At 38.7% G+C, this 22,157-nt stretch carries 19 protein-coding genes and 1 riboswitch; of the genes, 11 read left to right on the top strand and 8 right to left on the bottom strand.

The window, feature by feature from the left end:
• Positions 1 to 6: 6 nt before the first annotated feature.
• Complete coding sequence (locus RT761_RS04665; RefSeq protein ID WP_218112913.1) at positions 7 to 1,614, top strand: sodium:solute symporter family protein; 1,608 nt, start codon at positions 7 to 9, stop codon at positions 1,612 to 1,614.
• A 143-nt stretch (positions 1,615 to 1,757) separates the two neighbouring features.
• The gene (locus tag RT761_RS04660) at positions 1,758 to 2,513 is read left to right on the top strand and encodes an alpha/beta fold hydrolase (protein WP_218112912.1); all 756 of its coding nucleotides are present in this window, start codon (positions 1,758 to 1,760) and stop codon (positions 2,511 to 2,513) included.
• Positions 2,514 to 2,681: 168 nt separating this feature from the next.
• Here RT761_RS04660 and RT761_RS04655 read toward each other — a convergent pair whose 3' ends face one another.
• From RT761_RS04655 to RT761_RS04625, 7 genes are all read right to left on the bottom strand, one after another.
• Positions 2,682 to 3,302, bottom strand: a complete 621-nt coding sequence (locus RT761_RS04655) for an HAD-IA family hydrolase (protein ID WP_218112911.1) — start codon at positions 3,300 to 3,302, stop codon at positions 2,682 to 2,684.
• Between the two features lie 4 nt (positions 3,303 to 3,306).
• Complete coding sequence (locus RT761_RS04650; protein ID WP_218112910.1) at positions 3,307 to 4,002, bottom strand: ABC transporter ATP-binding protein; 696 nt, start codon at positions 4,000 to 4,002, stop codon at positions 3,307 to 3,309.
• The gene (locus tag RT761_RS04645) at positions 3,995 to 4,933 is read right to left on the bottom strand and encodes an ABC transporter ATP-binding protein (protein WP_218112909.1); all 939 of its coding nucleotides are present in this window, start codon (positions 4,931 to 4,933) and stop codon (positions 3,995 to 3,997) included. The genes RT761_RS04650 and RT761_RS04645 overlap by 8 nt, the downstream gene beginning before the upstream one ends.
• Positions 4,914 to 5,765: an ABC transporter permease gene (locus RT761_RS04640; RefSeq protein ID WP_218112908.1), complete on the bottom strand. Its 852-nt coding sequence runs from the start codon at positions 5,763 to 5,765 to the stop codon at positions 4,914 to 4,916. The genes RT761_RS04645 and RT761_RS04640 overlap by 20 nt, the downstream gene beginning before the upstream one ends.
• Entirely contained in the window at positions 5,762 to 6,709 is a 948-nt protein-coding gene (locus tag RT761_RS04635) for an ABC transporter permease (protein WP_218112907.1), read from the bottom strand. The genes RT761_RS04640 and RT761_RS04635 overlap by 4 nt, the downstream gene beginning before the upstream one ends.
• A 592-nt stretch (positions 6,710 to 7,301) precedes the next feature.
• Positions 7,302 to 8,885 (bottom strand): ABC transporter substrate-binding protein, encoded by a 1,584-nt coding sequence (locus RT761_RS04630; RefSeq protein WP_218112906.1) that lies wholly within the window; start codon positions 8,883 to 8,885, stop codon positions 7,302 to 7,304.
• A 53-nt stretch (positions 8,886 to 8,938) separates the two neighbouring features.
• Entirely contained in the window at positions 8,939 to 9,670 is a 732-nt protein-coding gene (locus RT761_RS04625) for a SagB/ThcOx family dehydrogenase (protein WP_218112905.1), read from the bottom strand.
• A gap of 151 nt (positions 9,671 to 9,821) precedes the next feature.
• Here RT761_RS04625 and RT761_RS04620 point away from each other — a divergent pair, with 151 nt between their 5' ends.
• From RT761_RS04620 to RT761_RS04585, 8 genes are all read left to right on the top strand, one after another.
• Entirely contained in the window at positions 9,822 to 10,049 is a 228-nt protein-coding gene (locus tag RT761_RS04620) for a putative signal transducing protein (protein WP_218112904.1), read from the top strand.
• Between the two features lie 6 nt (positions 10,050 to 10,055).
• Positions 10,056 to 10,991, top strand: a complete 936-nt coding sequence (locus RT761_RS04615) for an alpha/beta fold hydrolase (RefSeq protein WP_218112903.1) — start codon at positions 10,056 to 10,058, stop codon at positions 10,989 to 10,991.
• 4 nt (positions 10,992 to 10,995) lie between these two features.
• Positions 10,996 to 12,195 carry a DUF401 family protein gene (locus RT761_RS04610; RefSeq protein ID WP_218112902.1) on the top strand — a complete coding sequence of 400 codons (1,200 nt, stop codon included), beginning with the start codon at positions 10,996 to 10,998 and terminating at the stop codon, positions 12,193 to 12,195.
• 892 nt (positions 12,196 to 13,087) lie between these two features.
• Positions 13,088 to 13,259: riboswitch (cobalamin riboswitch) on the top strand.
• 125 nt (positions 13,260 to 13,384) lie between these two features.
• Positions 13,385 to 14,311, top strand: a complete 927-nt coding sequence (locus RT761_RS04605; RefSeq protein ID WP_218112901.1) for an ABC transporter substrate-binding protein — start codon at positions 13,385 to 13,387, stop codon at positions 14,309 to 14,311.
• Between the two features lie 7 nt (positions 14,312 to 14,318).
• Positions 14,319 to 15,314 (top strand): FecCD family ABC transporter permease, encoded by a 996-nt coding sequence (locus tag RT761_RS04600; RefSeq protein WP_218112900.1) that lies wholly within the window; start codon positions 14,319 to 14,321, stop codon positions 15,312 to 15,314.
• Positions 15,308 to 16,570 carry an ABC transporter ATP-binding protein gene (locus tag RT761_RS04595; protein WP_218112899.1) on the top strand — a complete coding sequence of 421 codons (1,263 nt, stop codon included), beginning with the start codon at positions 15,308 to 15,310 and terminating at the stop codon, positions 16,568 to 16,570. The genes RT761_RS04600 and RT761_RS04595 overlap by 7 nt, the downstream gene beginning before the upstream one ends.
• A gap of 486 nt (positions 16,571 to 17,056) precedes the next feature.
• On the top strand, positions 17,057 to 18,598 hold the full coding sequence (locus RT761_RS04590; RefSeq protein WP_218112898.1) for an Ig-like domain-containing protein: 1,542 nt from the start codon (positions 17,057 to 17,059) through the stop codon (positions 18,596 to 18,598).
• 249 nt (positions 18,599 to 18,847) lie between these two features.
• Complete coding sequence (locus tag RT761_RS04585; protein ID WP_218112897.1) at positions 18,848 to 20,368, top strand: hypothetical protein; 1,521 nt, start codon at positions 18,848 to 18,850, stop codon at positions 20,366 to 20,368.
• Here RT761_RS04585 and nth read toward each other — a convergent pair.
• Positions 20,355 to 20,996, bottom strand: a complete 642-nt coding sequence (gene nth / locus RT761_RS04580; protein WP_218112896.1) for an endonuclease III — start codon at positions 20,994 to 20,996, stop codon at positions 20,355 to 20,357. The two genes, RT761_RS04585 and nth, sit on opposite strands and share 14 nt — an antisense overlap.
• Positions 20,997 to 21,458: 462 nt before the next feature.
• Between nth and RT761_RS04575 the strand changes: the two genes are divergently transcribed.
• Positions 21,459 to 22,154, top strand: a complete 696-nt coding sequence (locus RT761_RS04575; protein WP_218112895.1) for a hypothetical protein — start codon at positions 21,459 to 21,461, stop codon at positions 22,152 to 22,154.
• Positions 22,155 to 22,157: the final 3 nt, after the last annotated feature.

Genomic DNA, 22,157 nt, shown 5'->3' with positions numbered 1-22,157 from the left:
ACTAAGATGAATCAAATCGTTTTAATTCTATCAGTATTAGTTTATATGCTATTGACTGGTTATTTAGGATATCTTGGATATCGCCGAACTCAAAATGCAACAGATTATTTGCTAGCAGGAAGAAGCGCCCACCCATATTTAATGGCAATGTCTTATGGCGCTACCTTCATTAGTACATCAGCAATTGTAGGTTTTGGCGGAGCAGCTGCCCTTTATGGATTGAGCATGCTCTGGCTTACTTTTCTCAATATTTTTGTAGGAATTTTTATCGCCTTTGTGTTTTTTGGTCATCGAACTCGCGCTATGGGTGTTAATTTGGATTGCCATACCTTCCCAGAATTTTTAGGAAAAAGATATCAATCGCGATTCATCGAAATTTTTAGTGGTATTATGATATTCGTGTTTTTGCCGATTTACATCGCCGCTGTTCTCATGGGAGCCGTCCAAATTCTGGTGGTTAATTTTAACATTAATTATGACGTCGGTCTTTTTGTTTTTTCTGCAATCGTAGCTATTTACGTCATCATGGGTGGCTTGAAAGGTGTCATGTATACCAACGCTTTTCAAGGATCAATTATGCTCCTGGCAATGATTATTTTGATTGGCGTGACCTATTCCCGGTTGGGAGGGATTGTGAATGCCCATGAATCATTAGCCTCATTAAATCCACAAATTACTGAAATTTTTGGTGCTCGAGGGCATCTCGGTTTCACTTCCATGCCTGCCCTGGGAAGCAATCTCTGGTGGACGGTTGTTTCCACTATTGTTTTAGGAGTCGGCATTGGTGTACTTGCCCAACCTCAGCTGGTAGTCCGTTTTATGACAGTAAAAAGCACCCGCGAGTTAAATCGGGCAACATTAATTGGTGGAATCTTCATTCTTTTTATGACTGGTGTCGCTTTCGTTGTTGGCGCTCTCTCAAATGTTTACTTCTTCCAATCTCAGCAGCAAATCTCCTTTTTATCCGCCAACAAAAACGTGGATGCGATTATTCCTCTTTTTATTCAAAAAGTCATGCCAGGTTGGTTTGGAATTATTTTCCTGGTTACTCTCTTTTCGGCTGCCATGTCAACCCTGAGTGGTCAATATCATACCATGGGGACCTCTTTAAGTCGGGATATTGTTGAAACGCTACTGAAGAGAAAAACCTCCATGAGCTTGAGTCGATTGGGAACCTCAATTGGAATATTAATCAGCACTTTCCTTGCCTGGGCACTCCCACGTTTCTTTGAAGCCGGAACTGCAATCATTGCTCGAGGAACATCGCTCTTCATGGGTTTATGTGCCTCTGCCCTCCTCCCGATGTATGTAGGTGGACTCTACTCTCGCAAAATAACTAAAGCTGGAGCTATCGCCGGAATGTTGAGTGGGTTTTTCATTAGCATCTTTTGGTTCCTATTCGTTCATGAAAGTGAATCAAAGGTGATTGGATTGGTTGCTGCACTTTTTGGAAAACCAGCGCTCTGGGGTCATCCCTGGAATGTAGTAGATCCCATCGTTATCGCACTACCTATTTCAGCTGTGGTGACTATTCTTATTAGTCTTTTTACCAAAAAAATTGACGAATCTCATCACCAACTCTGTTTTAATGGAGTTATAAAGAAAGAGAAATAAATATCTTCAATCAGCTTAAAATATGATATTATTTAAATATCGGGCGATGATTTACATTGTTCTTTATTGTAATGTTGCCCGATATTTTTAATTGAACCCATTACTTGAAGAAACTGAAACATTTTCAAATCAGGAGGAATTCCATGCCTTTTTTTGAGTATGATGGTTTGAAAGTCTTTTATCGGATTGAAGGTTCAGGAAAACCACTTTTGCTTCTCCATGGAAATACCGTTTCCTCAGAGATGTTTAGCCAAGATATCACCTTTTTTTCCAAAAATCGCCTGGTTATTGCCATTGATTCTCCAGGATTTGGAAAGTCTGATCGATTGTCTTCCTTAAGGGACGACTTCTGGTACTATAATTCGCAAGTAGCCTTATTCTTATGCCAAGCTTTAAAACTTTCCCAAATTGATATCATTGGGACCAGCGGTGGATCAACGGTGGCTTTAAATTTAACCATGCAGAAACCTGACCTGGTTGATCACATTATCGCTGATAGTTCTCCTGGAAATTGCCTGATTCAAAATGAAGTATCGGCAATTAAAGCTGGAAGAGAGCATTCCAAAAAAACGCCGATGGCTGATTATTGGAAGAATATCCATGGAGCAGATTGGGAAAGAGTGATCGATCTCGATACTGCGATGTTAGAACGGGTCGCTGAAAACAATCTCCCTCTTCTGAATGGGGATTTGTCTAAAATTTCTGGACCAGTTCTTTTTACTGGAAGCTTAAGGGATGAAGCTATTTCGCACATTGAAGAAAAGGTTTCAAAATTAGCTCTTCAGATAAAAAAGTCATTGGTTCTCCTTTTTCCCAATGGATATCATCCCTTCCTCATAAGCCGCAACAAGGAATTTCGCCAAATTGCTATGAAATTCTTAAATGATGATTTATTTTAAATATCACTGGCCGATTTTTGATAACATTAAGCCTCTACCAAAGAATATAAAAATGAATGGGCACAATACATTGTGCCCATTCAGTAATTAATGTAGCGACCTGCCATGGCATGTCGAATCTTGGTTTTCATTCTCATCTGATGCTGATAGGTATCAAGAAGGTCTATCCTACAAGCTCAATGCTTCTTCGAGAGAATGAATCTTAAAATCAGCCAAATCGCAATCTAAATCATCATTCAAATTAATGAAAACCGTTTTAATTCCAGCTTCTCGACCGGCCTGTATGTCGAGGATTCGATCCCCAATTGCCAAGGTCGATTCCTTTTTTAACTGATTTTTTTTAATCAGATAAAGAAAGGCTTCCGGGCTTGGTTTTCTTTCAAATCCATCATCGCCGGTTATAATTTCAGTAAAAAGTTGCCTCATTCCATAATGATCAAGAAGGGCATAGAGAGAAGAAGATTCCCGATGGCTGACGATAAAGTTCCTTCCTCCCTGTTGGACAATCTGGCAACAAACCTTCATTGCTCCAGAGTAAGGTGGTTGTTCATCCAGAGAATAGGAACGACGAATTTCTAAATACCTTTTGAAGAACAACTCTTCCAGTTGGTAACGACTTTGGTAATAATCAATCGTCTCAGCTATTGATTTTTTCATAAAGAGAAGTAAAGTATCAGGTTTTTCTTCTATTCCTAGTTCTCTCAAAGCTCTTTGGAAGGCTTTTACCATAACCGGATAGGTATCAAACAGGGTACCGTCAAAATCCCATATATATTCAGTATATTTCATTTATTTATCCCTCTTGAATGATATCCAAGCTTCCATCTTTAAGTATTCCTATTGAGTGGGACATAAATTGAATGACTTCAGGATCATGAGAAATAAAAAGAAATCCCAAACCATGATTCTTTTGAAGCTCACCAAGAAGAAAAAGTATTTGAGCTTGAACCGATATATCTAATGCTGAAGTCGGTTCATCTAAAACGATAAACTCGGGTTTCAACAACAAAATCCGAGCTAAAGAAATTCGTTGATTCTGACCTCCAGAAAGTTGAGCTGGATAGCGCAATAAAAAGTCGGTTGAAAGACCAACGGTTTTTAGAACATCTTCAATGGCTTGTTTCTGCTGATTAAAAGGAATTTTGGTAATTTTGAGGACATCACGCAAGGAAGCGTCTATCCTTTTTTTAGGATTTAACGATCCTTGAGGGTCTTGAAAAAGCATTTGAACCTTGCGACGAAAAAAGAGCCAATCTGGGGATTTCAGTTGTGATATATCCTTTCCGTGAAAGGAAATCTTTCCCGAATAGGATTTCATTAAACCGACAACAATTTTACCTAAAGTTGTTTTACCGGTTCCAGAATGTCCCATAAGCCCAAAGGTTTTTCCCATACAGAGTTTAACCGAAATATCGCTCAGAACGATTTGGTGTTGTTTTCTTGGCCAGCCTTTGGAATATTCATAAGAAACATTTTGAAGTTCAATCATATAAAAAACACCTTACCATCCGCCCATTGATAGGCAATAGTCCAGGCCTTTCCCAACGGCATTGTTCTCTTGCCCACTGACAACGGGGATGGAACTGGCATCCTGAAAGATTTTCAATCATCGAAGGAGACTGCCCAGGTATGGGATGAAATCCATTCTCTGGAAGACTTTGAAGCAGACCTTGAGAATAGGGGTGCATCGGTGATTGAAAAAAGTCCAAAGTGGGGACTTGCTCAACTATTTCTCCAGCATACATAACCATAATCCAATCTGATATTGACCGAGCTACCGTTAAATCATGGGTAATAAGCAACATCGATGATGAATGAATTTTTCGAGCTCGATCAAGCTGTTCAATTATTTGTTTAATCAATGTTCTATCCAACCCTTGAGTTGGCTCGTCAGCAATGATGAGATTGGGATGAAGAGCCAGAGCAGAAGCGATTAGTGCTCTTTGGTTCATGCCTCCTGAAAACTCAAAAGGATACATTTTTACCGCCGACTCTGGTTTATCAAGCTTCATGTAGGAGAGAAGACGAACCGACTCCTGAATTGACTGGTTTCGGTTAGCGCTTTGGTGGATTCGAAAGGGTTCTCCAACCTGCCATCCAATAGAATAAACTGGATTTAAAGCCAAAGATGGATTCTGAAAAATTATCGCAATCTCTTTCCCGCGAATCGAAGCCATAGTTTTTTCGTCAACCAGAAGCAAATCACGACCTTGGAAAAGTATTCTTCCATTGATTTGAGCATTGCTGGGAAGAAGCCTTAAAATCGATTGAGCTATCACCGACTTACCGCAACCGGTTTCACCGATTAAAGCCAGCGTTTCCTGGTGGGGAATCGTCATCGATACATTTTTTACTGCTTTAACTTTCCCTTGGTGAGTGGTAAAAACAACATTGAGTCTTTCAACGGTTAAAAGGGACAATGGCGACTTCCTCTCCCATTCCAATTTCTGTTTCTTCAAAGGCAAAACTTAAAAATACCATTGATAAAACAAATAATGTAATACCCATACCTGGTGGAATGTACCACCACCACATTCCATTCAGGAATCCACCTCTCTGAAAAGCATGATGAATCATCATTCCCCAACTTTTTAGCGTAGGATCTCCCAAACCTAAAAAAGACAATGAGGCTTCTGATATCATGGCAGAAGCTACCGTGATAAGAAATTCTGGAATGATGATCATAACAATGTTCGGCAAGATTTCATAAAAAAGAATATGCCAATTTGAAAATCCCAAACAACGAGCACTTTCAACAAAACCCATTGTACGGATCTGCATTGTCCGAGAGCGGATTACCCGAGCGGTTGAGGTCCACCACAAAACACTCATCACCAGGATCATCAATCCTACACTGGGACGTAAAAAAGCCGAAAGAACGATTATTAAGGGTATCCTTGGGATCATTAAGACAACATCAGTAATACCCATCAGTAATTCATCAATGACTCCTCCGTGATAACCGGCAAAAAGACCTACCAATACCCCAATTGATACCGCAAAAGCCCCGGTTAACAATCCAACTAGTAGTGTCGTCCTTGACCCGTAGATAAATTCAGTGAAGAGGTCATTCCCAATATCGTTGGTCCCCAAAAGATGTTTTAACCCTGGGGGCAAGAAGGGATCAAAACGATCCCTGAGTTGAAAAGGGGCAATAAAATGAGAAAATATAGCAATCAATAAAAAAAGGATAAAGAGAAATCCACCTATTCGAGTGAAATATTTTTTTCGTTGAAAAATCAAGTCTTTCATCGGTTTGCTCTCACACGAGGATCAATCCAATTATAAATCCAATCAGTAAGGTAATTGGCAATAATAACCATAAAAGAAATGATCAAAAAAGTTCCCTGAAGAACTGGATAATCTCGAGATAGTATCGACTGGTAAATGAGAGTGCCCATTCCATTAAGTGAAAAAACGATTTCAATGAATAGCACTCCGGCAAATAAAAATCCAAAATCAAGAGCAAAAAGGGTTATGACCGGCAGTGAAGCATTTTTAAAAACATGCTGAAACAATATACTATCATCCAAATGACCTTTGGCTCGAGCATACCATACATATAACTTCTCTTTCTCTTGGAGAACGCTCCCCCTCATCACCATATAATTTCGAGAAGCAGAAAATAAGGTCATAATTAAAACCGGTAAAAAAAGGTGTTTCAGAATATCAATCCAATTTCCTGTCGTATAAAAGCCTTTTAGAGGGAAAAGGCCGAGTTGAAATCCAAAAAAATAGAGAAACAAGAGAGAAATAAAAAAAGGAGGAGAGCAGTAAATAAATAAAAAGAAAAGGAAGGAAAAGGTATTCCCTTTGCTTTTCCTTTTCCATCCAGCAAGAGAACCAGCCAATGCTCCTATAATCGTTCCAAGAATCAACGAAGGAGCAACCAAGATAAAAGTCCATTTTAAACGTGAAATGATTAGAGAAGAAACTCGAGCTCGGAAATGATAAGAATATCCGAAATCAAACCGTAACAATTTTGCCCAATAACTGGCATATTGAACTAATATTGGCCTGTTCAGTCCCAATTCTTCTCGAATTTTCTCAACTGCTTCTTTTCCAGCAATAAAATCCTCTCCAAGAAGATTAATTACTGGATCACCGGGCATAGCACGGGGGAGAAAAAAGTTTAATGTAATGATAAAAAAAAGGGCGAATATATAACGTAATACTTTTTTAGCTGAAAAAACCATATAATCTCCGTAATCATATCGGTTAAAAACAAGTTTTAAACAACCAATTTAGCGCAACCAACCAGGATGCCATCCTGAGCTTTCACCCTCACCCTTACCTTCTCTTGTTTTTCTTTTTTTCCTCGCCCCTCCGTGGGAGAGGATTAAGGTGAGGGGGGAGCTTGGATATTCACCTCAAACCTTAATTTTAAAACACCAAACCTGGGTTTCAATCAGAGGTTCCACCCTCATCCTCACCTTCTCCCATCAAGGGAGAAGGAACTCTGAATTCTTATTGTTCTTTTTTTCCTCGCCCCTCCGTGGGAGAGGATTAAGGTGAGGGGGGAGCTTGGATATTCACCTCAAACCTTAATTTTAAAACACCAAACCTGGGTTTCAATCAGAGGTTCCACCCTCATCCTCACCTTCTCCCATCAAGGGAGAAGGAACTCTGACTCGTCATTGCGAGGAACGGAGTGACGTGGCAATCTCTTGAGCTCAATCTTTTTTATTCTTTTCCCCTTGGATAAATGGAGATAGTTTGGGATTCGATCCATTCCCAAAAAATTCAAACCCCTCCTGTCCCCCTTTTTTAAAAGATGAGATTAAATAACTATAATACTTTCTTCAGATTAACAAAATTATCGATGTTATAAATTCCAAAGAGAGGATCAGGTTGCCAACCAGTGAATTCTCGGTTAAAAGGTGTAATAATCATATTCCAATAAAGGGCAATTGCCGGTAAAGTATCAGCATAATAGCTTTGAACCGAGTGGGCAAGTTCTTTTATTTTTTCTGGATCAGTTGTCGAAAGCAATCCATCAACCAACCCAAGAAAGATTGGATCATCAACAATATGCAAAACACCCTCACCAGTTCTTCGGGAATCGAAATAAGCCGTTCCCCAGCTCCCATGGACCATCATTCCCCATGGGGTAGTCCGAGTAACGGTAATATCATATTCATATTGGTCTTTGAGAGCAATCCAGGTTGATTCATCAACATTTTTCATGGAAACTTTAATACCAACCTCTTCCAAGTAGTACTTGATCAGCTCTGAACGGCGAACATAATCAGGTTCAACAAGCATAGTAAGGTCAATATCTTTCCCTGCTAAATCTTCCCGTATGCCATTCTTATCACTATCAAAATAACCAGCTCCCTCTAACAATCTATTTGCTTTTTCTAAATCATAGGTTAATAATTCGGTTTCAATAAAATGATCCATACTGTTGGGAACAAAACCTCGAGTTGGAATGTTACCATATCCTAAACCATCAAGCTTTAAAATTTCAGGGTAGTTGATAGCATAAGAAATTGCTTCCCGAAATTGAAAGTCAGACATTGGAGTTCGTTTTAAATTAAAGGCTAAGAAGTAGAGTCCTATGTTGAGCTTTTCAACAAAATCAAAACGTTCGGTTTTCTTTAATCTCTCAATATTCTGATAGGGATAAGACGAAGCATAGCGATAATAGGTATCAACATCCCCTTTTTCCAATGCTAATGATAAAACATCAACATTGTTATATAAATGAATTTCAATTTTACCAATTTGAGGCGTTTGACCTTTCCAGTAAGGATTTTTTTCCATTGTTATAATTCCAGCGTTTAGATCTACCTTTTTGATATAGAAAGGTCCGCAGCCGATATTTTCTCCGGGATTTGAGTAGTCCTGGGGTGATTCGATTTTTTCCCAAATGTGCCTGGGAAGTAAATTATAGCTGGATAAATCTCGGTTAATTTGAGTATGAGGCTTCTTAAATTTCAATACCACTGCATTTGGTTCTTGAATAGAAATATCTTGAAGTCCCTCTTTCAGCCAACCTGCCCAGGGAACATTTTGAGCAATAAATTCAATAGTAAATTTGACATCCTGGGGAGTTACTTTTTGACCATCACTCCAATACAGTGAATCATCGAGATGAAAAGTCCAAATTGTATTATCCGAACTCACTTCGATTAATTTTGCACTCTGACCTACAATTTGTCCCTCGGTGCTCATTTTGGTTAGAGGAGGATTGGAAATATGGGCAAAAACCGGCAAATAATCATCAAAAACCAAATTAGCTGTACTAACCATATTTGGTGAACCAATTCGCAAAACAACTTCCTCACCATGCGAAACAAAAGTCATTAAAAAGAAAAGGCTAAAAACCGTTAGAAGAACTATTAAAATCTTTTTTTTATGGTGAATCATGACAAACCTCCTTTTATTTCCTTTTAATCGCTCTTCACTTAACACGGTCTTTTTCAATCTGCTGGTTGTCCAACCGTACTCATGTAAAGAACACTTTCTTCGACCCCATCAATACCAATAATCAGATTTACTTCATCATCATACAAAGCTCCAATCTGGCAACTTCCTAATCCAAGGGAGGTTGCTGCCAGAGCAAGGTTTTCAGCAATATGACCAGCATCCAGATAAACATAACGATATGCTCGTTGTCGATATTTCCATTTCGAACGTTCAAAGATTGCCGTCCATACGAAAGTAACCGCCGCTTTCCCCAGCATCTCCTGTCCCATCCCTGCCCTGACCATTTCACGGGTAAACTTTCCTAATTTTAAGGTTTCTAATCCATGTTTTTGAACCGAATAATGATAAATCCCAGGGGTAAGGTCTGAAACATTGCTGACCACAAGATAGGTCTCAATTGGGTAAAGGGCGCCTGCCGAAGGGGCGGTACGAAATTCCTGGTTTTCTTCTCGACTACGAATCCCATTGGCTGCCCATAAAATATAAGAAATCTGATCCAACTGAATTGGTTCCAAAGAATATTCTCGTATACTTTTCCTTTCCCGAAGAACTTGGTCAAGGCTCATTCCACCTAAATCTTTTGGTTTTGGTAAGTTTACAACTTGAACATTGGTATAAAATTTATAAGGTTCTGGTAAGTTTTCCCAACTCATTCCACCTACCAGGCTTTCTCCTCGAATATATTTGCTTTCTCGCTGAAAGCGGTCCCCTAATCCTTCCAACATAAATAAATCCCTCCTCCTGCAATTTATCTTTTTTATTATTATAATTGATTTGCTCGTAATTCATCATTGTCATTATTTTCTTCCTCGCTGTATTTATAAAAAAGAATAGTTATAATAATAATTGAAGAAAACTTTTTAAGGCGGGATCGACATGGATTACCAGACTGTAAAACTAGCTCAAAATAATATAGAAGCTGAACTTATTAAAGGCTTTTTAGAGGCTGAGGGTATCAACGTAATTTTAAAGCCATCAACTCAACCTTATGGTGGAATCGCCTATTTTGGTGATACCGGCCCAATAGAAGTTCAAGTTAAAGAGAACCAAGTGCTCCAGGCAAAATCGATTATCCATGATATGGAAATAAAACCGGTTGAGTGATAATCAGTGTCGAAACCAACCGATACCAACTATCATTTAAAACTTTCGGTTTTTACCTTGATTTTTCTATTTATAATAACTTTCTCACCAAGAGGTTTTGCTTATTCCAACCAGGTTAAAATTGGTAAAAATATGATCCATTATATTGATTCTGGAAAAACAGATAATTTTCCCTTATTAATGATCCATGGATTAGGAGAAAATCTCCTGACTTGGCAAAAAATTTTGAATCGTCTTCCGCAAGAAAAATATCGGTTTATTTTGGTTGATCTTCCAGGCCATGGACAATCAACTGCTCAGCGGATGGGGAAATACTCTCATCGTCATCTTGCTCAACAGCTTATCGAACTCCTCGATATTCTTTCAGTCAAAAAAGTTATCATTATCGGTCATTCCTTAGGTGGAACTCTCGCTATCCGAATGGCTTTGCTTCATCCCGAGAGAGTACAAGCTTTATTTCTTATTAGTCCCGCGGTATTTTCGGTTCGCGGAGTTCCCTTGTCAGGTTTCATTTTTGCCAATCCTCTCTTGAGAACTGGTATTATATCTATTGCCAATAAGACACTGCGGTCCGAAATTAAACTGACAAAAACCCTCCAGGATGCAGTTTTTGATAAGAATATAATCGACCAAGATCTATTCAATCGAGTAGCCGACCCAATTCTTCAAAATCCCAGAAGTGGCTTGGCACTTTACTATTATTTACGAGATTCTTCTCGAAACCATGTTTTTCCTGATCTAAAAAGTCTTACTTTGCCAATTTTTATTATGAGCGGAAAAGAAGATGCTTGGGTAAAAATCTCCGAAATAAGACGATTAACTGCTTCCTTCAAAAACGCCGACTTCTTGGAAATTCATCAATGTGGTCATATGCCCCAGGAAGAAAAACCAAATGATATCGTCGAACAAATGACCAAATTTATCAATCTTCATTCCCAATAAAACCATGCCGGTTCTGATAAAAATATTAATCATTTTTGCCTTTATCCTGGTCCTTATCAAAAAGAAGTTGAATATCGGTCTAAGTCTTCTATTGGCTTCTTTCCTTTTTTGGATTTTATTTCAAATTCCCTTATCGAAATTCTTCTCGATTTTCCCTTTAGGATTTTTTGCTTACGAAAATACCAATTTGTTGCTTAGTGTTTTTTCTATTATGTTGTTAGGAAATTTACTATCCAACAATGGGGAACTTGTTAAGCTCGTGCAGGGCATTGAAGAACGAATTCGTGATTCCCGATTGGTATCCCCAGCTTTATCTGCTCTAATCGGGTTTCTTCCTATGCCCGGTGGTGCGCTTTTTTCTGCCCCTCTAATTGAAGCTTCCTATTCATCCAACTCATTATCAAGCCAACTGCTTACCTTTATTAATTATTGGTATCGACATGTATGGGAGTATTTCCTCCCGCTCTATCCTGTCATATTAATGGCTTCTACTATTACAGGATTATCTCTAGCCTGGATTATTATTCACCATCTCCCTTTTACTATATTGGCTTTAATCGGTGGTTGGTTGGTCATAAAAAACCAAAAACCAGTGCCAAATGCCAAGACAAAAACTGAACCGATGCCTTTGAAAACCTTCCTTCGATTATTTATACCCATCCTTATTCCGGTTTTCGTCGTGCTCCTTAACCAACCGGTTTGGTTGGGAGCTGCAATGGGAATAGTCTTTTGTGTTTTTTTCCACCGTATGAATCTTTCTACCTTATCACGATTGATGTTTCATCGGTTTTCCTGGGCTATGATGCTGGATGTCGTCGGGGTCATATTTTTTAAAACCGTAATCATTGAAAGCGGGAGTATCCCTATCTTAGTAGATTCTTTCCTTTCGAGTCATTTTCCGATACTGATTATCGGGATGGCCGTTCCCTTCCTAATCGCTCTCATCAGTGGTTATTCGTCAGCTTTTATCGGTATTGCTTTCCCTATTATTCTTCCATTGTTTAGTGAATATTCCATCCAACAGATTTTTCCTTTAATATTCATATCTGGCTATGCAGGAATCACTTTTTCACCAGCTCATCTTTGTTTAATTCTCACCTGCCGTCATTTTAAAAGTGATCTTATTTCCACATACCGGTTGCTCTTTTTCCCGTTCCTATTGGTATTTTCTTGGGGAGTAATCTGGTTTTTCCTGGCTCGATAATAGCTCAACAAGAACATTAATAAGGAGTCGCTGTTATTTGATTAATTAGAAAATTACCGACTTGATAGATCAAGCCCCTGCAAAAGAATTTTTTACGTAGGTGAATAATTAATTTCGCCCAATTATTGTAGCGACATGCCATGGCATGTCGAATCTTTGTTTTCATCTACTCCTGATGTCTACACAAGTGGCATGAAGGTCTATCCTGAAAATACCAGAATGATTTTTATAGGTAACTCATATTGAGTAACTTACCAGGATCTCATCCTGGGCTTTCGCCCTCATCCTGACCTTCTCCCATCAAAGGAGAAGGAACTCTGAATTCTTTTGTTCTTTTTTCCCTCGCCCCTCGGTGGGAGAGGGCTAAGGTGAGGGGGCAACTTATTTTCATATTCATCTGGTGCTGCGAAAGCAGCATGAAGGTCTATCCTGAAAATACCAATATTGGTGAAAAAAGAATAAACAAAAAAAGACTAGGCACACCCCCCTTAAATCCCCCCTCAATGGGGGAATGAATTCAACAATTCCCCTCCTTGGAGGGGTGCCGCTTTCGCGGCGGGGAGGGTGTCTTTATATCTTTATAGAGTATTTTTTAGAAAATAAAAAAAGAAATAGGAATGAAAGATGGGATTCTCACGTCGCATAATACGTTCCTCAGAATGACAAATTAAATATTGCTGTCATCCTGAGTGGTGCTTTCCCACGTGAGGATCTCATCTTTACATTATTTTAAAAAAATTACGAAATGAGATTGCCACGTCGCACAAGACGTTCCTCGCAATGACCGAGCAGGAAAAAACTCAAATCCCACTAACCCCCTTTGCTAAAGGGGATATTCATTTCCAAGAAAAGATCTGAAAATGTTGTTGATAGGATTGGAATATGATATACTCACCGCAATGTTGTTTTGGTTATTTAATCGGGGAAGTCCGGTGTGAGTCCGGCGCGGTCCCGCCACTGTAACTGAAAATGCTGGTTGTTTATGCCACTGGTGATAACTGGGAAGGCACAACTAGATGACTACATTCAGAAGTCAGGAAACCCGACCAAAACATCCTTGCCACTCTTCGCGGAAAGAGGAGGTGGGAAAAGCTTCTGGGCCGCCACCAGAATCTTGGGAAACCCTCCCTCGTCTCCCTCTTCTTTCCACGTAGAAACAATCAGGCTCATACCAAACAAGGAGAGTAAAATGAGTAAATTTAAAATTATTGCTATTTTAAGCATCTTGATATTCGTTTTTTCTTCAACAATATCGTATTCTCAGCCACTCAGTGCCACCGATGCAACCGGATTTACTCTTAATCTTTCTCAACCACCAAATCGGATTATTTCTCTTGCTCCAGGAAATACTGAAATTCTTTTCGCGCTTGGCTTAAATGATAAAATCGTTGGAGTGACTACCTATTGTGATGAACCTACAGAAGCCTTAGAAAAAGAAAAAATTGGGAATGTTACTGAAATTGACTTGGAAAAAATCCTCACCCTACAACCTGACCTAATTTTAGCGAGTTCCTTAACCCCTGAAGAGACCGTTGTCCGCCTTCATGAACTCAATCTTCCGGTTTTTACTCTTAAATCTGAAACCATTGAGCAGGTCATTGAAGATATAACCAAAGTTGCGGTCTTATCCGGGGTGGAAATTTCTGGTTCAAAACTGGTAAAAACCATGAAGGATCAACTTAAAAAAATAAATGATTTTGCTCAATCAATTCCAGATCATCAAAAACCACTGGTATTCCACATTATTTGGCACGATCCCATTTGGACAGCTGGAAACGGTACTTTCATCAACGAATTTATTACTTTAGCTGGTGGTAAAAATTTAGCTGTAGATATTCAAGGCTATTCAACAATAGACTTCGAAGAAATTTTAAAAAGGAATCCTTCGATCATTACAGTTATTGAAAATCATGGGAAAAATGAGGAAAATCAACTCTATCAGTTTGTTACAACTGATAACCGGCTTCAGACAGTAGATGCAGTAAAAAATGATCAAGTCTATTTAATTGATTCTAATTTAGTTTCCCGGCCAGGGCCTCGAGTTATTTCAGCACTTCAATACTTTGCCCAAATCATCCACCCGGAAATCTTTGGAGAATGTAAAATTCAAGAATAGAGGCAAAATGAAATCACTTAAGGGAAGGCGAATTATTTTTATTCTCATTATTATTCTTGTTTTGAGTATGGTGTTTTCTTTGGGAATTGGTGGTGGTCGTTTTCAGATCTCAGATTTATTATCTTTCTTGCGCCCCCAGTCACTCTCACCTTCAGAAAAGACTATATTTTTTGAAATTCGATTGCCCCGCTTAATCCTTTCAGTTTTAGTGGGCGCTGCTCTTTCATTAAGCGGTGCGGTTCTTCAAGGTCTATTTCAAAATCCTTTAGTGGACCCCTATGTTTTAGGAATTAGCTCGGGTGGTGCTGTTGGAGCCATTGTAGCAATTTTAAGTGGTATTTCATTGGGTTTTATCACTCTCCCTCTTTTTTCTTTCCTATTCGCACTGGCAACTACTTTTCTGGTTCTTCGTTTAGGTCAGATAGGGCATAAAATGCCTTTAGAAATCATGCTTCTCGCCGGAGTGGCTATCGGCTTTTTCTTTTCTGCTCTCATTTCATTGGGAATGTTCTTGGCTGGAGAAAATTTGCATCAAATGGTATTTTGGATTATGGGTGGCTTCTGGAATAGTAGTTGGAATAAAATCTATACTCTCCTGCCATTCTTTTTAATTGGGTTCCCGTTAATTTTTTCCTATTCTCGAGAGTTAAATACCTTTCTATTGGGAGAAAAAGTCGCTGAAAGCATGGGGGTCGAAGTAGAAAAAACCAAAAAAATTCTCTTAATAGTTACGTCGCTCTTGGTTGCTGCATCAGTTTCAGTAAGCGGAGTTATTGGTTTTGTTGGGTTAGTCGTGCCTCACATTATTCGAATTATCATTGGTGAGGATCATCGCCAGCTTCTTCCTGCATCTCTCTTTTTAGGAAGTAGTGTTTTGCTCTGGGCTGATATATTTTCCCGAACCCTTCTCCATCCGGTTGAATTGCCGGTTGGGGTGTTAACCAGCTTAATGGGTGCACCCTTTTTTATCTATCTTTTAAGGAGGAAAAAGAAAGGGTGGTAAACTTTTCACTATCAGCACAAAACCTTTTCTTTTCCTATGGAGACCGTAAGGTTCTTCACAATGTTACCTTTAAAATCCAGAAGGGTGATTTCGTTGGCATTTTAGGACCAAATGGATCGGGGAAGAGTACCTTGCTTCACCTCTTATCGGGACTTCTCATACCCGACACAGGAACTATCTTTATTTCAGGAAAAAATACCAAGGAGCTCTCTCGTAAAAATTGGTCTCAGGAAATTGCTATCGTTTTCCAAGAAACCAATTTAAACCTTGACCTTGAATGTTACGACATCATCATGATGGGAAGATTCCCCCACTGGCGACGATGGCAAAAAGAAAACCAACAAGATATTGACTCTGTTCTAAATGCTTTACAAATTACCAACACTCAGCAGTTTGCGAATCGCCCTTTTCGGGAATTATCCGGTGGCGAGAAACAACGAGTCATGATAGCACGTGCCTTAGCACAGAAACCCAACATTCTCCTCCTTGATGAACCAACCAGCCATTTAGATATTCTTCATCAACTTGATATTATGCGCATTCTTTATCGACTTCAAAAGAAAGACATAACCATATTAGGAGTTTTCCATGATATTAATTTAGTTTCTCAATTTTGCAACCAGGTAATGTTTTTAAAAAAAGGAGAAATTGTTCATCGCGGTTTAGTGGGAAAATCTCTTCATGCTCCTCAGGTTGAAGAATTATTTGATGTTGAGTTTTTAGAGGAAATTCATCCTTATTCCCTGCGACCTTTTTTTATGCCGTTGGGAATAACCAAGAAAATGGAGTCTCCGAGTGCCTCCATTCATCTCATCTGTGGCGGAGGAAGCGGAAGTAATTTCATGAAAGAATTTCTTGAAGCTAGTTTTTCAGTAAGTGTAGGAATTGTGAATCAATTCGACTCTGACCAAGAGATGGCTTCAAAATTAGGAATAACGGTTATTATCGAAAAACCTTTTTCTCCTATTTCCGATGATAACTTTCAAAAAGCTATGAATTTAGCTGCTCAATCTGATTATATTTTTATAGCTCCTGGATATTGGGGGAGAGGAAACTTGTTAAATTTAGATTTAGCCATCTCTCTACAAGAAAGAGGGAAAAGGATTTTCTTCCTTCAAGATTCTCTTGACCAGAATTGGGATTATACCGAAGGGCAAGCCATCAATAAACTTAATATACTGGTTAAAAATCATGCTGAGGTTTTTTCCACAATTTCGGAAGTAATTGATAGAATTAAAAAAGATTGCTTAAAATAATCTCGATTCTAGCCTGAAAAGCAACGGGCATGATAGATCAAGCCCCTACAAAAGAATTTAAAAATGTGGAGGGTGACAATCTTTTGAACACGTTTAATGTAGCGACATGCCATGGCATGTCGAATCTTTGGGTTTTCATCCTCATCCTTACCTTCTCCCATCAAGTGAGATGAAACCTTGAGTCGTCATTGCGAGACCTCGTTTTTTGAGGTCGTAGCAATCTCTTGAGTTCAATCTTTATTAATTCTTCTCTTTTTGGACAAAGGGAGATGAATCGGGATTGGATTATTTCCTAAATTCTTTCAGATCCTCACTAATTTTTATCCTCAAGAATCATTATTAAAACTGCTTCATCTATTATTGGGAACCAAATTCCAAACAACTCTGTATGATATAATTAAAAACAATAATTTTATTAAAAAACACCCTATTCAGTTTATTTAAAGTTTGCTTTATAAGATTAAAAAGAAAAGAGGAGGAGTTTCCATGATAAGAAAAAAAGCGGTTTTTATTGGTTTTTTGCTCATGGTTTTGGGGATAATGATGTTCTCAGCAGTATCAGTAGGCGCTCAACCAAGAATTACATTCCGCTTCAACCTTAACCCCAATGTGTATATTTCTATCCCTCGATCTCCATCGGTAAACATTTCTGTCGATCGGGGCGAAGATGGAACTTATTATATCGGAGATCCGATTACAATTCGATACGGAGCTTCAAATGCTGGTTATATCAACATATTCGACTATACTTCCGATGGCGGGGTTATTATTTTAGTTCGTGATCAAAGAATCAATTCCGGTGGTAATCTTACACTCAACAGTACGGTCAATGGACCAGCTGGTGTCGAACGTTTAGTTATTCTATACACCCCAAAACCAGTTGGAGATAATCAACTTCAGAGATTTATCGAATCTCCCCATCAAAGTGGACGCCAATTCCCTCTTTCAGCGGCAAACCGAACTCATTTTAATGTAGTTGCTCGTGCTCAATCCACCATTTTATCGCTTGAACCCTCCTCCTTTACTATAGAACCAGGCTCCAGCTATACGATGACTGCTCAGGTTACTGATCCTAACGGGAGACCCTTAAGAGGAGCAAATCTTAATTGGTCAACTGATAATGGGAGTTTGTCATCGAATAACACAACGACCGATATGAATGGCAGGTCTTCGGTTGACTATTATGCACCTAATACCACTCGACCAAGCACAGCTGTAATCAATGTCCATTTTTCTGGAGGAGGAGGAGCATCTCCCAGCAGTGCCCAATCAACGGTGAACATCATCAGTCGAACCCGACCGACTGAGATCATTATTAATCCGTCATCCTTTTCAGCAAAACCAGGAGACGAAATACGTCTTACTGCAATTTTACGGGATGTCAATGGCAATCCAATACATGGAAGAACCCTATATTGGACGACCGATCTGGGAAGCTTTAATAAAACATCGGTCGCTACTGATTCATCAGGTCGAGCAACCGTTACATATTATGCTCCAGAAGTTAGCGACATAACAACAGTTTCTGTTACCGCAGAATTTCGAGGAGCAACCGGCGTGGCAACAACAATAACCACCATCTCAGGAATTATTGAACCAATGATCCCCTTCACGCCAACGAATACACTTTATTATTTTGATTTTGGAAACGGAGCTGCAGAATACAATTTCTTAACCATGAGATATACTGGGAACTTGGTCAACGGTTATTCACTAAGCGATACCTATTCACTTGAGATTCTCGGTGGAAATAATATTGATTTAACCTTCTCACCAGGATCAATCCCAGAAAAAGCGACTCTTTATATCTGGGCTCAAGGAGATTCTGGAGCAAGAGTCCGCGTGACTTTTAATAATAGAAATCCATTAAATATAAATGTGGATAGTGGTATTATCGAACCTGATAGTCCAAAAGTTGTTAATATTCCTATACAGAGCTTAATTGAAGGCAATAATCGGTTACGAGTTGAGGGCGACTCAGCGAGAAGAAGAGCAATACACATTCAAAGGATCGTTATCGTCTTCTAAAGTTATTATTAATAAAATACTCCATACCTTTTATAATATTCGGTATGGAGTATTTTATTTTAAAGGATAAATTCTCAAAATCAGATGAGGATGAAAATACTTATTCAGAAAACAATCTCCCCCTTCTTATCAAAGAGAGAGGAATAATAAAGATTGAATTCATGAGATTACCACTTCACTTCGTTCCTCGCAACGACATTTCAAAACTCCTTCTCCCTTGATGGAAGAAGAACAGAATAAAGGTGAAATATGACATATTTAAAAGGATCAATTTTCGTTCCAAGCAATGCCCCTTTTATTCAAAAAAATCCTTGGGACTATATCTCATCAATCACCTCCCAAATCGAAGGAGATACCACTGTTCCACTAAGCGATGCTGAAATCAAGGTCCTTATAGCAGGAAGCTCTGACTTGGTTTGTCGAGGATTATCGAGTGATGAGGGCGAGTTTTATCTTCGAGTTCCATCAGGAATAAATTGTTTTATTGAGGTTTCCTTGAACCAAAAATTGATCCTGATGAAACACATTCAGGTAAGTGAAAGAAGAGAAATGAAAGTTAGTTCTTTGGATATCGAAAGTACTGCAGAAGCAATATTGTTTAAAAAAAAGTACTTAACTATTCAAGACCATTCTTTATCACCAATCCTTCTGGAAAAAATTTATCCTCAGATAGAGTATTGCTGGAAAAATGGGATAAGCCTTCACAAACTCTATGGTGCCCAAGTTAATCAGGATAAAGTTAATATTCCTAAGTATGATCCCTTTCAGCTCATTACTTCTTTTAATACTGAAATAGATCAAAAGGGTGAAAACCTATTATGGAGCTGGGAAACTCGGGAACCCTGCCAAGTGAGGCTCTTTTATCGCTCCTTTCGATCTCGGCATTTTCGACAGGTTGAATTTCCCGAATATAAAAAAAGAGGCTTTTATAGTCTGTCTTCCCCTCAAGAATTTGAAGGATACGTATACTATCTGGAGGTTCAAACCCAAAAAGGTTTTTTAGCTCTCTCTCCGCCCCATTGTTTCCGTATTCCCATCAAACCTCGATTGGTAAAGCATCGATTTGTTGGCCGACAGGAAGGCCCAATGGTTACAGCTCGCAATGTAACTCATGGAAAAAAAATCATTCAGCTATCCGATCTTAAAATTGACCTCCTAATGAAAGGAGCTATAGAAAAGAGTTTCGAGTCTGAAATGAATTTGGAATTTGTTAAGAAAATGAAGATCCCGCGCTTTATTCTGCGTGAAGGATTTCATGAGCTGGAACTCAATATCTACTTTCCCCAAGATCATTCATTTCTCTGGGGACCGATTGAAACACCGGAAGAACTTTCTATCGATTCTCAAACCTGGGAAAAGATAAAAAAATTATGGGCAAAATTTCAGATTAGTACACCACCCAATAGTGTCGTTGAAATTGGTTATAGCAAACCCTTTTCTGAAATTATTTCCTATCGGAATCGAAGTCATTATCGGCTTTTCTCCAATATGGACTTATCTGACACAATACTCATTCTCAGTTATCGATCTTTAGGTACACTCAATCTGGATTGCATGCAGTTTTTCCTGGGGCAGCTAAATCTTCAGGGTGAAGGTCCATTTTCAGATTACCATCTTCAATTGAAGTTAGAAGGTCGTTTTTTTGAAGAAAAAAGTAATGACCTTATCATACAAAGTTCCAGGGATATTTATGGTCAGATTGACCTGGATACCGAAATGATCATCACGGCAAATTCTTACCATCAATTAAATTCTTTTAATCCTTACTAATGGCTTTTCCCGGATAAGGACACCAATTAGCAACTGGACATTCCCAGCATTTTGGTTTCTTTGCTTGACAGATATATCGGCCTAAAAATCCGAAGAGGTGTGTTACCTGTATCCATTTCTCTCGAGGGAAAATCTTGGCAAGATCCGACTCAATTTGATCCGGACTTGAAAATTCAGACCAGCCCAGTCTTTGAGAAACTCTTGCTACGTGAGTATCGACCGGTATTGCTGGGATGCCAAATCCATTGGCTAAAACAATATTCGCAGTTTTCCTCCCTACACCATTGAGTTCAATGAGTTCTTCAACGGTTTTGGGAACTTCTCCTTGAAAATCCTCCAATAATTTTTTGCTCATAGCTCTGATATTACGTCCTTTTTGCCGATAGAAGCTAATACTTTGAATCATTTTATCCATGTCCTCGTCGTTTGCTTCAGCCATAGCAGCTGGATTTGGATACTTTTGGAATAAGGAAGGGCTAACCTGATTGACCCTTTCATCAGGAGCCTGGGCAGCTAAAATTGTTACGACTAATAATTCAAAAACATTCCTATAGTTGAGGAGCAATCGAGCATCTGGGAATTGTCTTTCGAGGATATCGATGATTTTCATCGCTGTTTCTTGTATCATATTTTACCTCTCACTACTAAATTTTAGACTCTTAGAATAATTTTAAATCGTCTCCCTTGGTTATATTGTGTTTTTACCTTCTCCCATCAAGGGAGAAAATAATGCTGTAGTTATTCGTCATCCTGAGCGGTGCTTTTCCGCGTGAGGATCTCATCTTTTTGGGTTTTTTTATTCTTCCTTCATAAATACTTTTAAGAATGAGATTCTCACGTCGTCCGGGAAAAATACCGGACTCCTCAGAATGACTGACTGGGTGGATGAGCCCAATCTTTTTTATTCCTCTCCCTTTGGATAATGGAAGGTTTTCTAACCCCTCAATATTGATCATCGAATCTCATCATACTATTAAAAGGACTTTTATATTAAATAAAACTTTAGAATTATGCCTCTTTTGATAAAATGAACCGAACCTGCTTTATAATGATATAATACATTTAATTCGCTCCGAAGGGGGGAATACCCTTGAAAAAACATGTTGTTCTTGTCGTATTCGTTGCATTTTTTTTGTTATTGGTTGGTCAGAGTCTTGGTGCTCAGGAGCCAACCATAACACCTGAGGAAAACACTCCTGAAAAAAAAGAGGTTCTATTAGAAAGTGCTGATAGAATCACTTATGATTCTAAAGGAGAAACTTTTGTAGCTAGTGGCCAGGTTATTGCTATTCAAGGAAAAAATCGTATTCAATGTCAGGAGCTGAATTTTAATTTAAAAGACAATACTGGAGTTTTTGAAGGTAATGTTTCTGTTACCCGTGATAAAACTGAGATCATTGCCACATCGATGGAAGGAGATTTTGACGAAGAACTCTACCTATTCACCGGTGATGTCATTTTAAATAAAGAGCGGGAAGAAGAAAGCGGCACATCAACAATTATCTGGAAAACACCAACTTTAACTTTTAACGGAGAAACCGAAGAGGCCAGGAGCGAGAATGGTTCTGAAATTGCTTGGAAAGAAACCACTATAAAAACTGACAAAGCTGTCTATTTCCCTAAAGATGAAGAAAAAAATCAATTAGAACGAATTGAAATGGAAGGGGAAATATTAATAACTGAAAAAGAACGAGAACTTCAAGTAGGAAAAGCTGTCTATTATCTTGATTCTGAAACTTTAGAAGCAGAAAAAATCATTAAAGCTAAATTTATCCTTGGGGATTAATCC

Source organism: Atribacter laminatus (assembly GCF_015775515.1).
Taxonomy (GTDB): domain Bacteria; phylum Atribacterota; class Atribacteria; order Atribacterales; family Atribacteraceae; genus Atribacter; species Atribacter laminatus.
Note: the sequence above shows the minus strand (reverse complement) of the source record. Positions and strands in the feature narration are given on the sequence as shown.

What these genes read in the sequence shown, in the direction of transcription:
- RT761_RS04630 (WP_218112906.1), bottom strand. Translation starts at nt 8,885, where the DNA reads ATGATTCACCATAAAAAAAAGATTTTAATAGTTCTTCTAACGGTTTTT.
- RT761_RS04660 (WP_218112912.1), top strand. Translation starts at nt 1,758, where the DNA reads ATGCCTTTTTTTGAGTATGATGGTTTGAAAGTCTTTTATCGGATTGAA.
- RT761_RS04600 (WP_218112900.1), top strand. Translation starts at nt 14,319, where the DNA reads ATGAAATCACTTAAGGGAAGGCGAATTATTTTTATTCTCATTATTATT.
- RT761_RS04640 (WP_218112908.1), bottom strand. Translation starts at nt 5,765, where the DNA reads ATGAAAGACTTGATTTTTCAACGAAAAAAATATTTCACTCGAATAGGT.
- RT761_RS04620 (WP_218112904.1), top strand. Translation starts at nt 9,822, where the DNA reads ATGGATTACCAGACTGTAAAACTAGCTCAAAATAATATAGAAGCTGAA.
- RT761_RS04650 (WP_218112910.1), bottom strand. Translation starts at nt 4,002, where the DNA reads ATGATTGAACTTCAAAATGTTTCTTATGAATATTCCAAAGGCTGGCCA.
- RT761_RS04665 (WP_218112913.1), top strand. Translation starts at nt 7, where the DNA reads ATGAATCAAATCGTTTTAATTCTATCAGTATTAGTTTATATGCTATTG.
- RT761_RS04585 (WP_218112897.1), top strand. Translation starts at nt 18,848, where the DNA reads ATGACATATTTAAAAGGATCAATTTTCGTTCCAAGCAATGCCCCTTTT.
- RT761_RS04605 (WP_218112901.1), top strand. Translation starts at nt 13,385, where the DNA reads ATGAGTAAATTTAAAATTATTGCTATTTTAAGCATCTTGATATTCGTT.
- nth (WP_218112896.1), bottom strand. Translation starts at nt 20,996, where the DNA reads ATGATACAAGAAACAGCGATGAAAATCATCGATATCCTCGAAAGACAA.
- RT761_RS04635 (WP_218112907.1), bottom strand. Translation starts at nt 6,709, where the DNA reads ATGGTTTTTTCAGCTAAAAAAGTATTACGTTATATATTCGCCCTTTTT.
- RT761_RS04625 (WP_218112905.1), bottom strand. Translation starts at nt 9,670, where the DNA reads ATGTTGGAAGGATTAGGGGACCGCTTTCAGCGAGAAAGCAAATATATT.
- RT761_RS04590 (WP_218112898.1), top strand. Translation starts at nt 17,057, where the DNA reads ATGATAAGAAAAAAAGCGGTTTTTATTGGTTTTTTGCTCATGGTTTTG.
- RT761_RS04655 (WP_218112911.1), bottom strand. Translation starts at nt 3,302, where the DNA reads ATGAAATATACTGAATATATATGGGATTTTGACGGTACCCTGTTTGAT.
- RT761_RS04610 (WP_218112902.1), top strand. Translation starts at nt 10,996, where the DNA reads ATGCCGGTTCTGATAAAAATATTAATCATTTTTGCCTTTATCCTGGTC.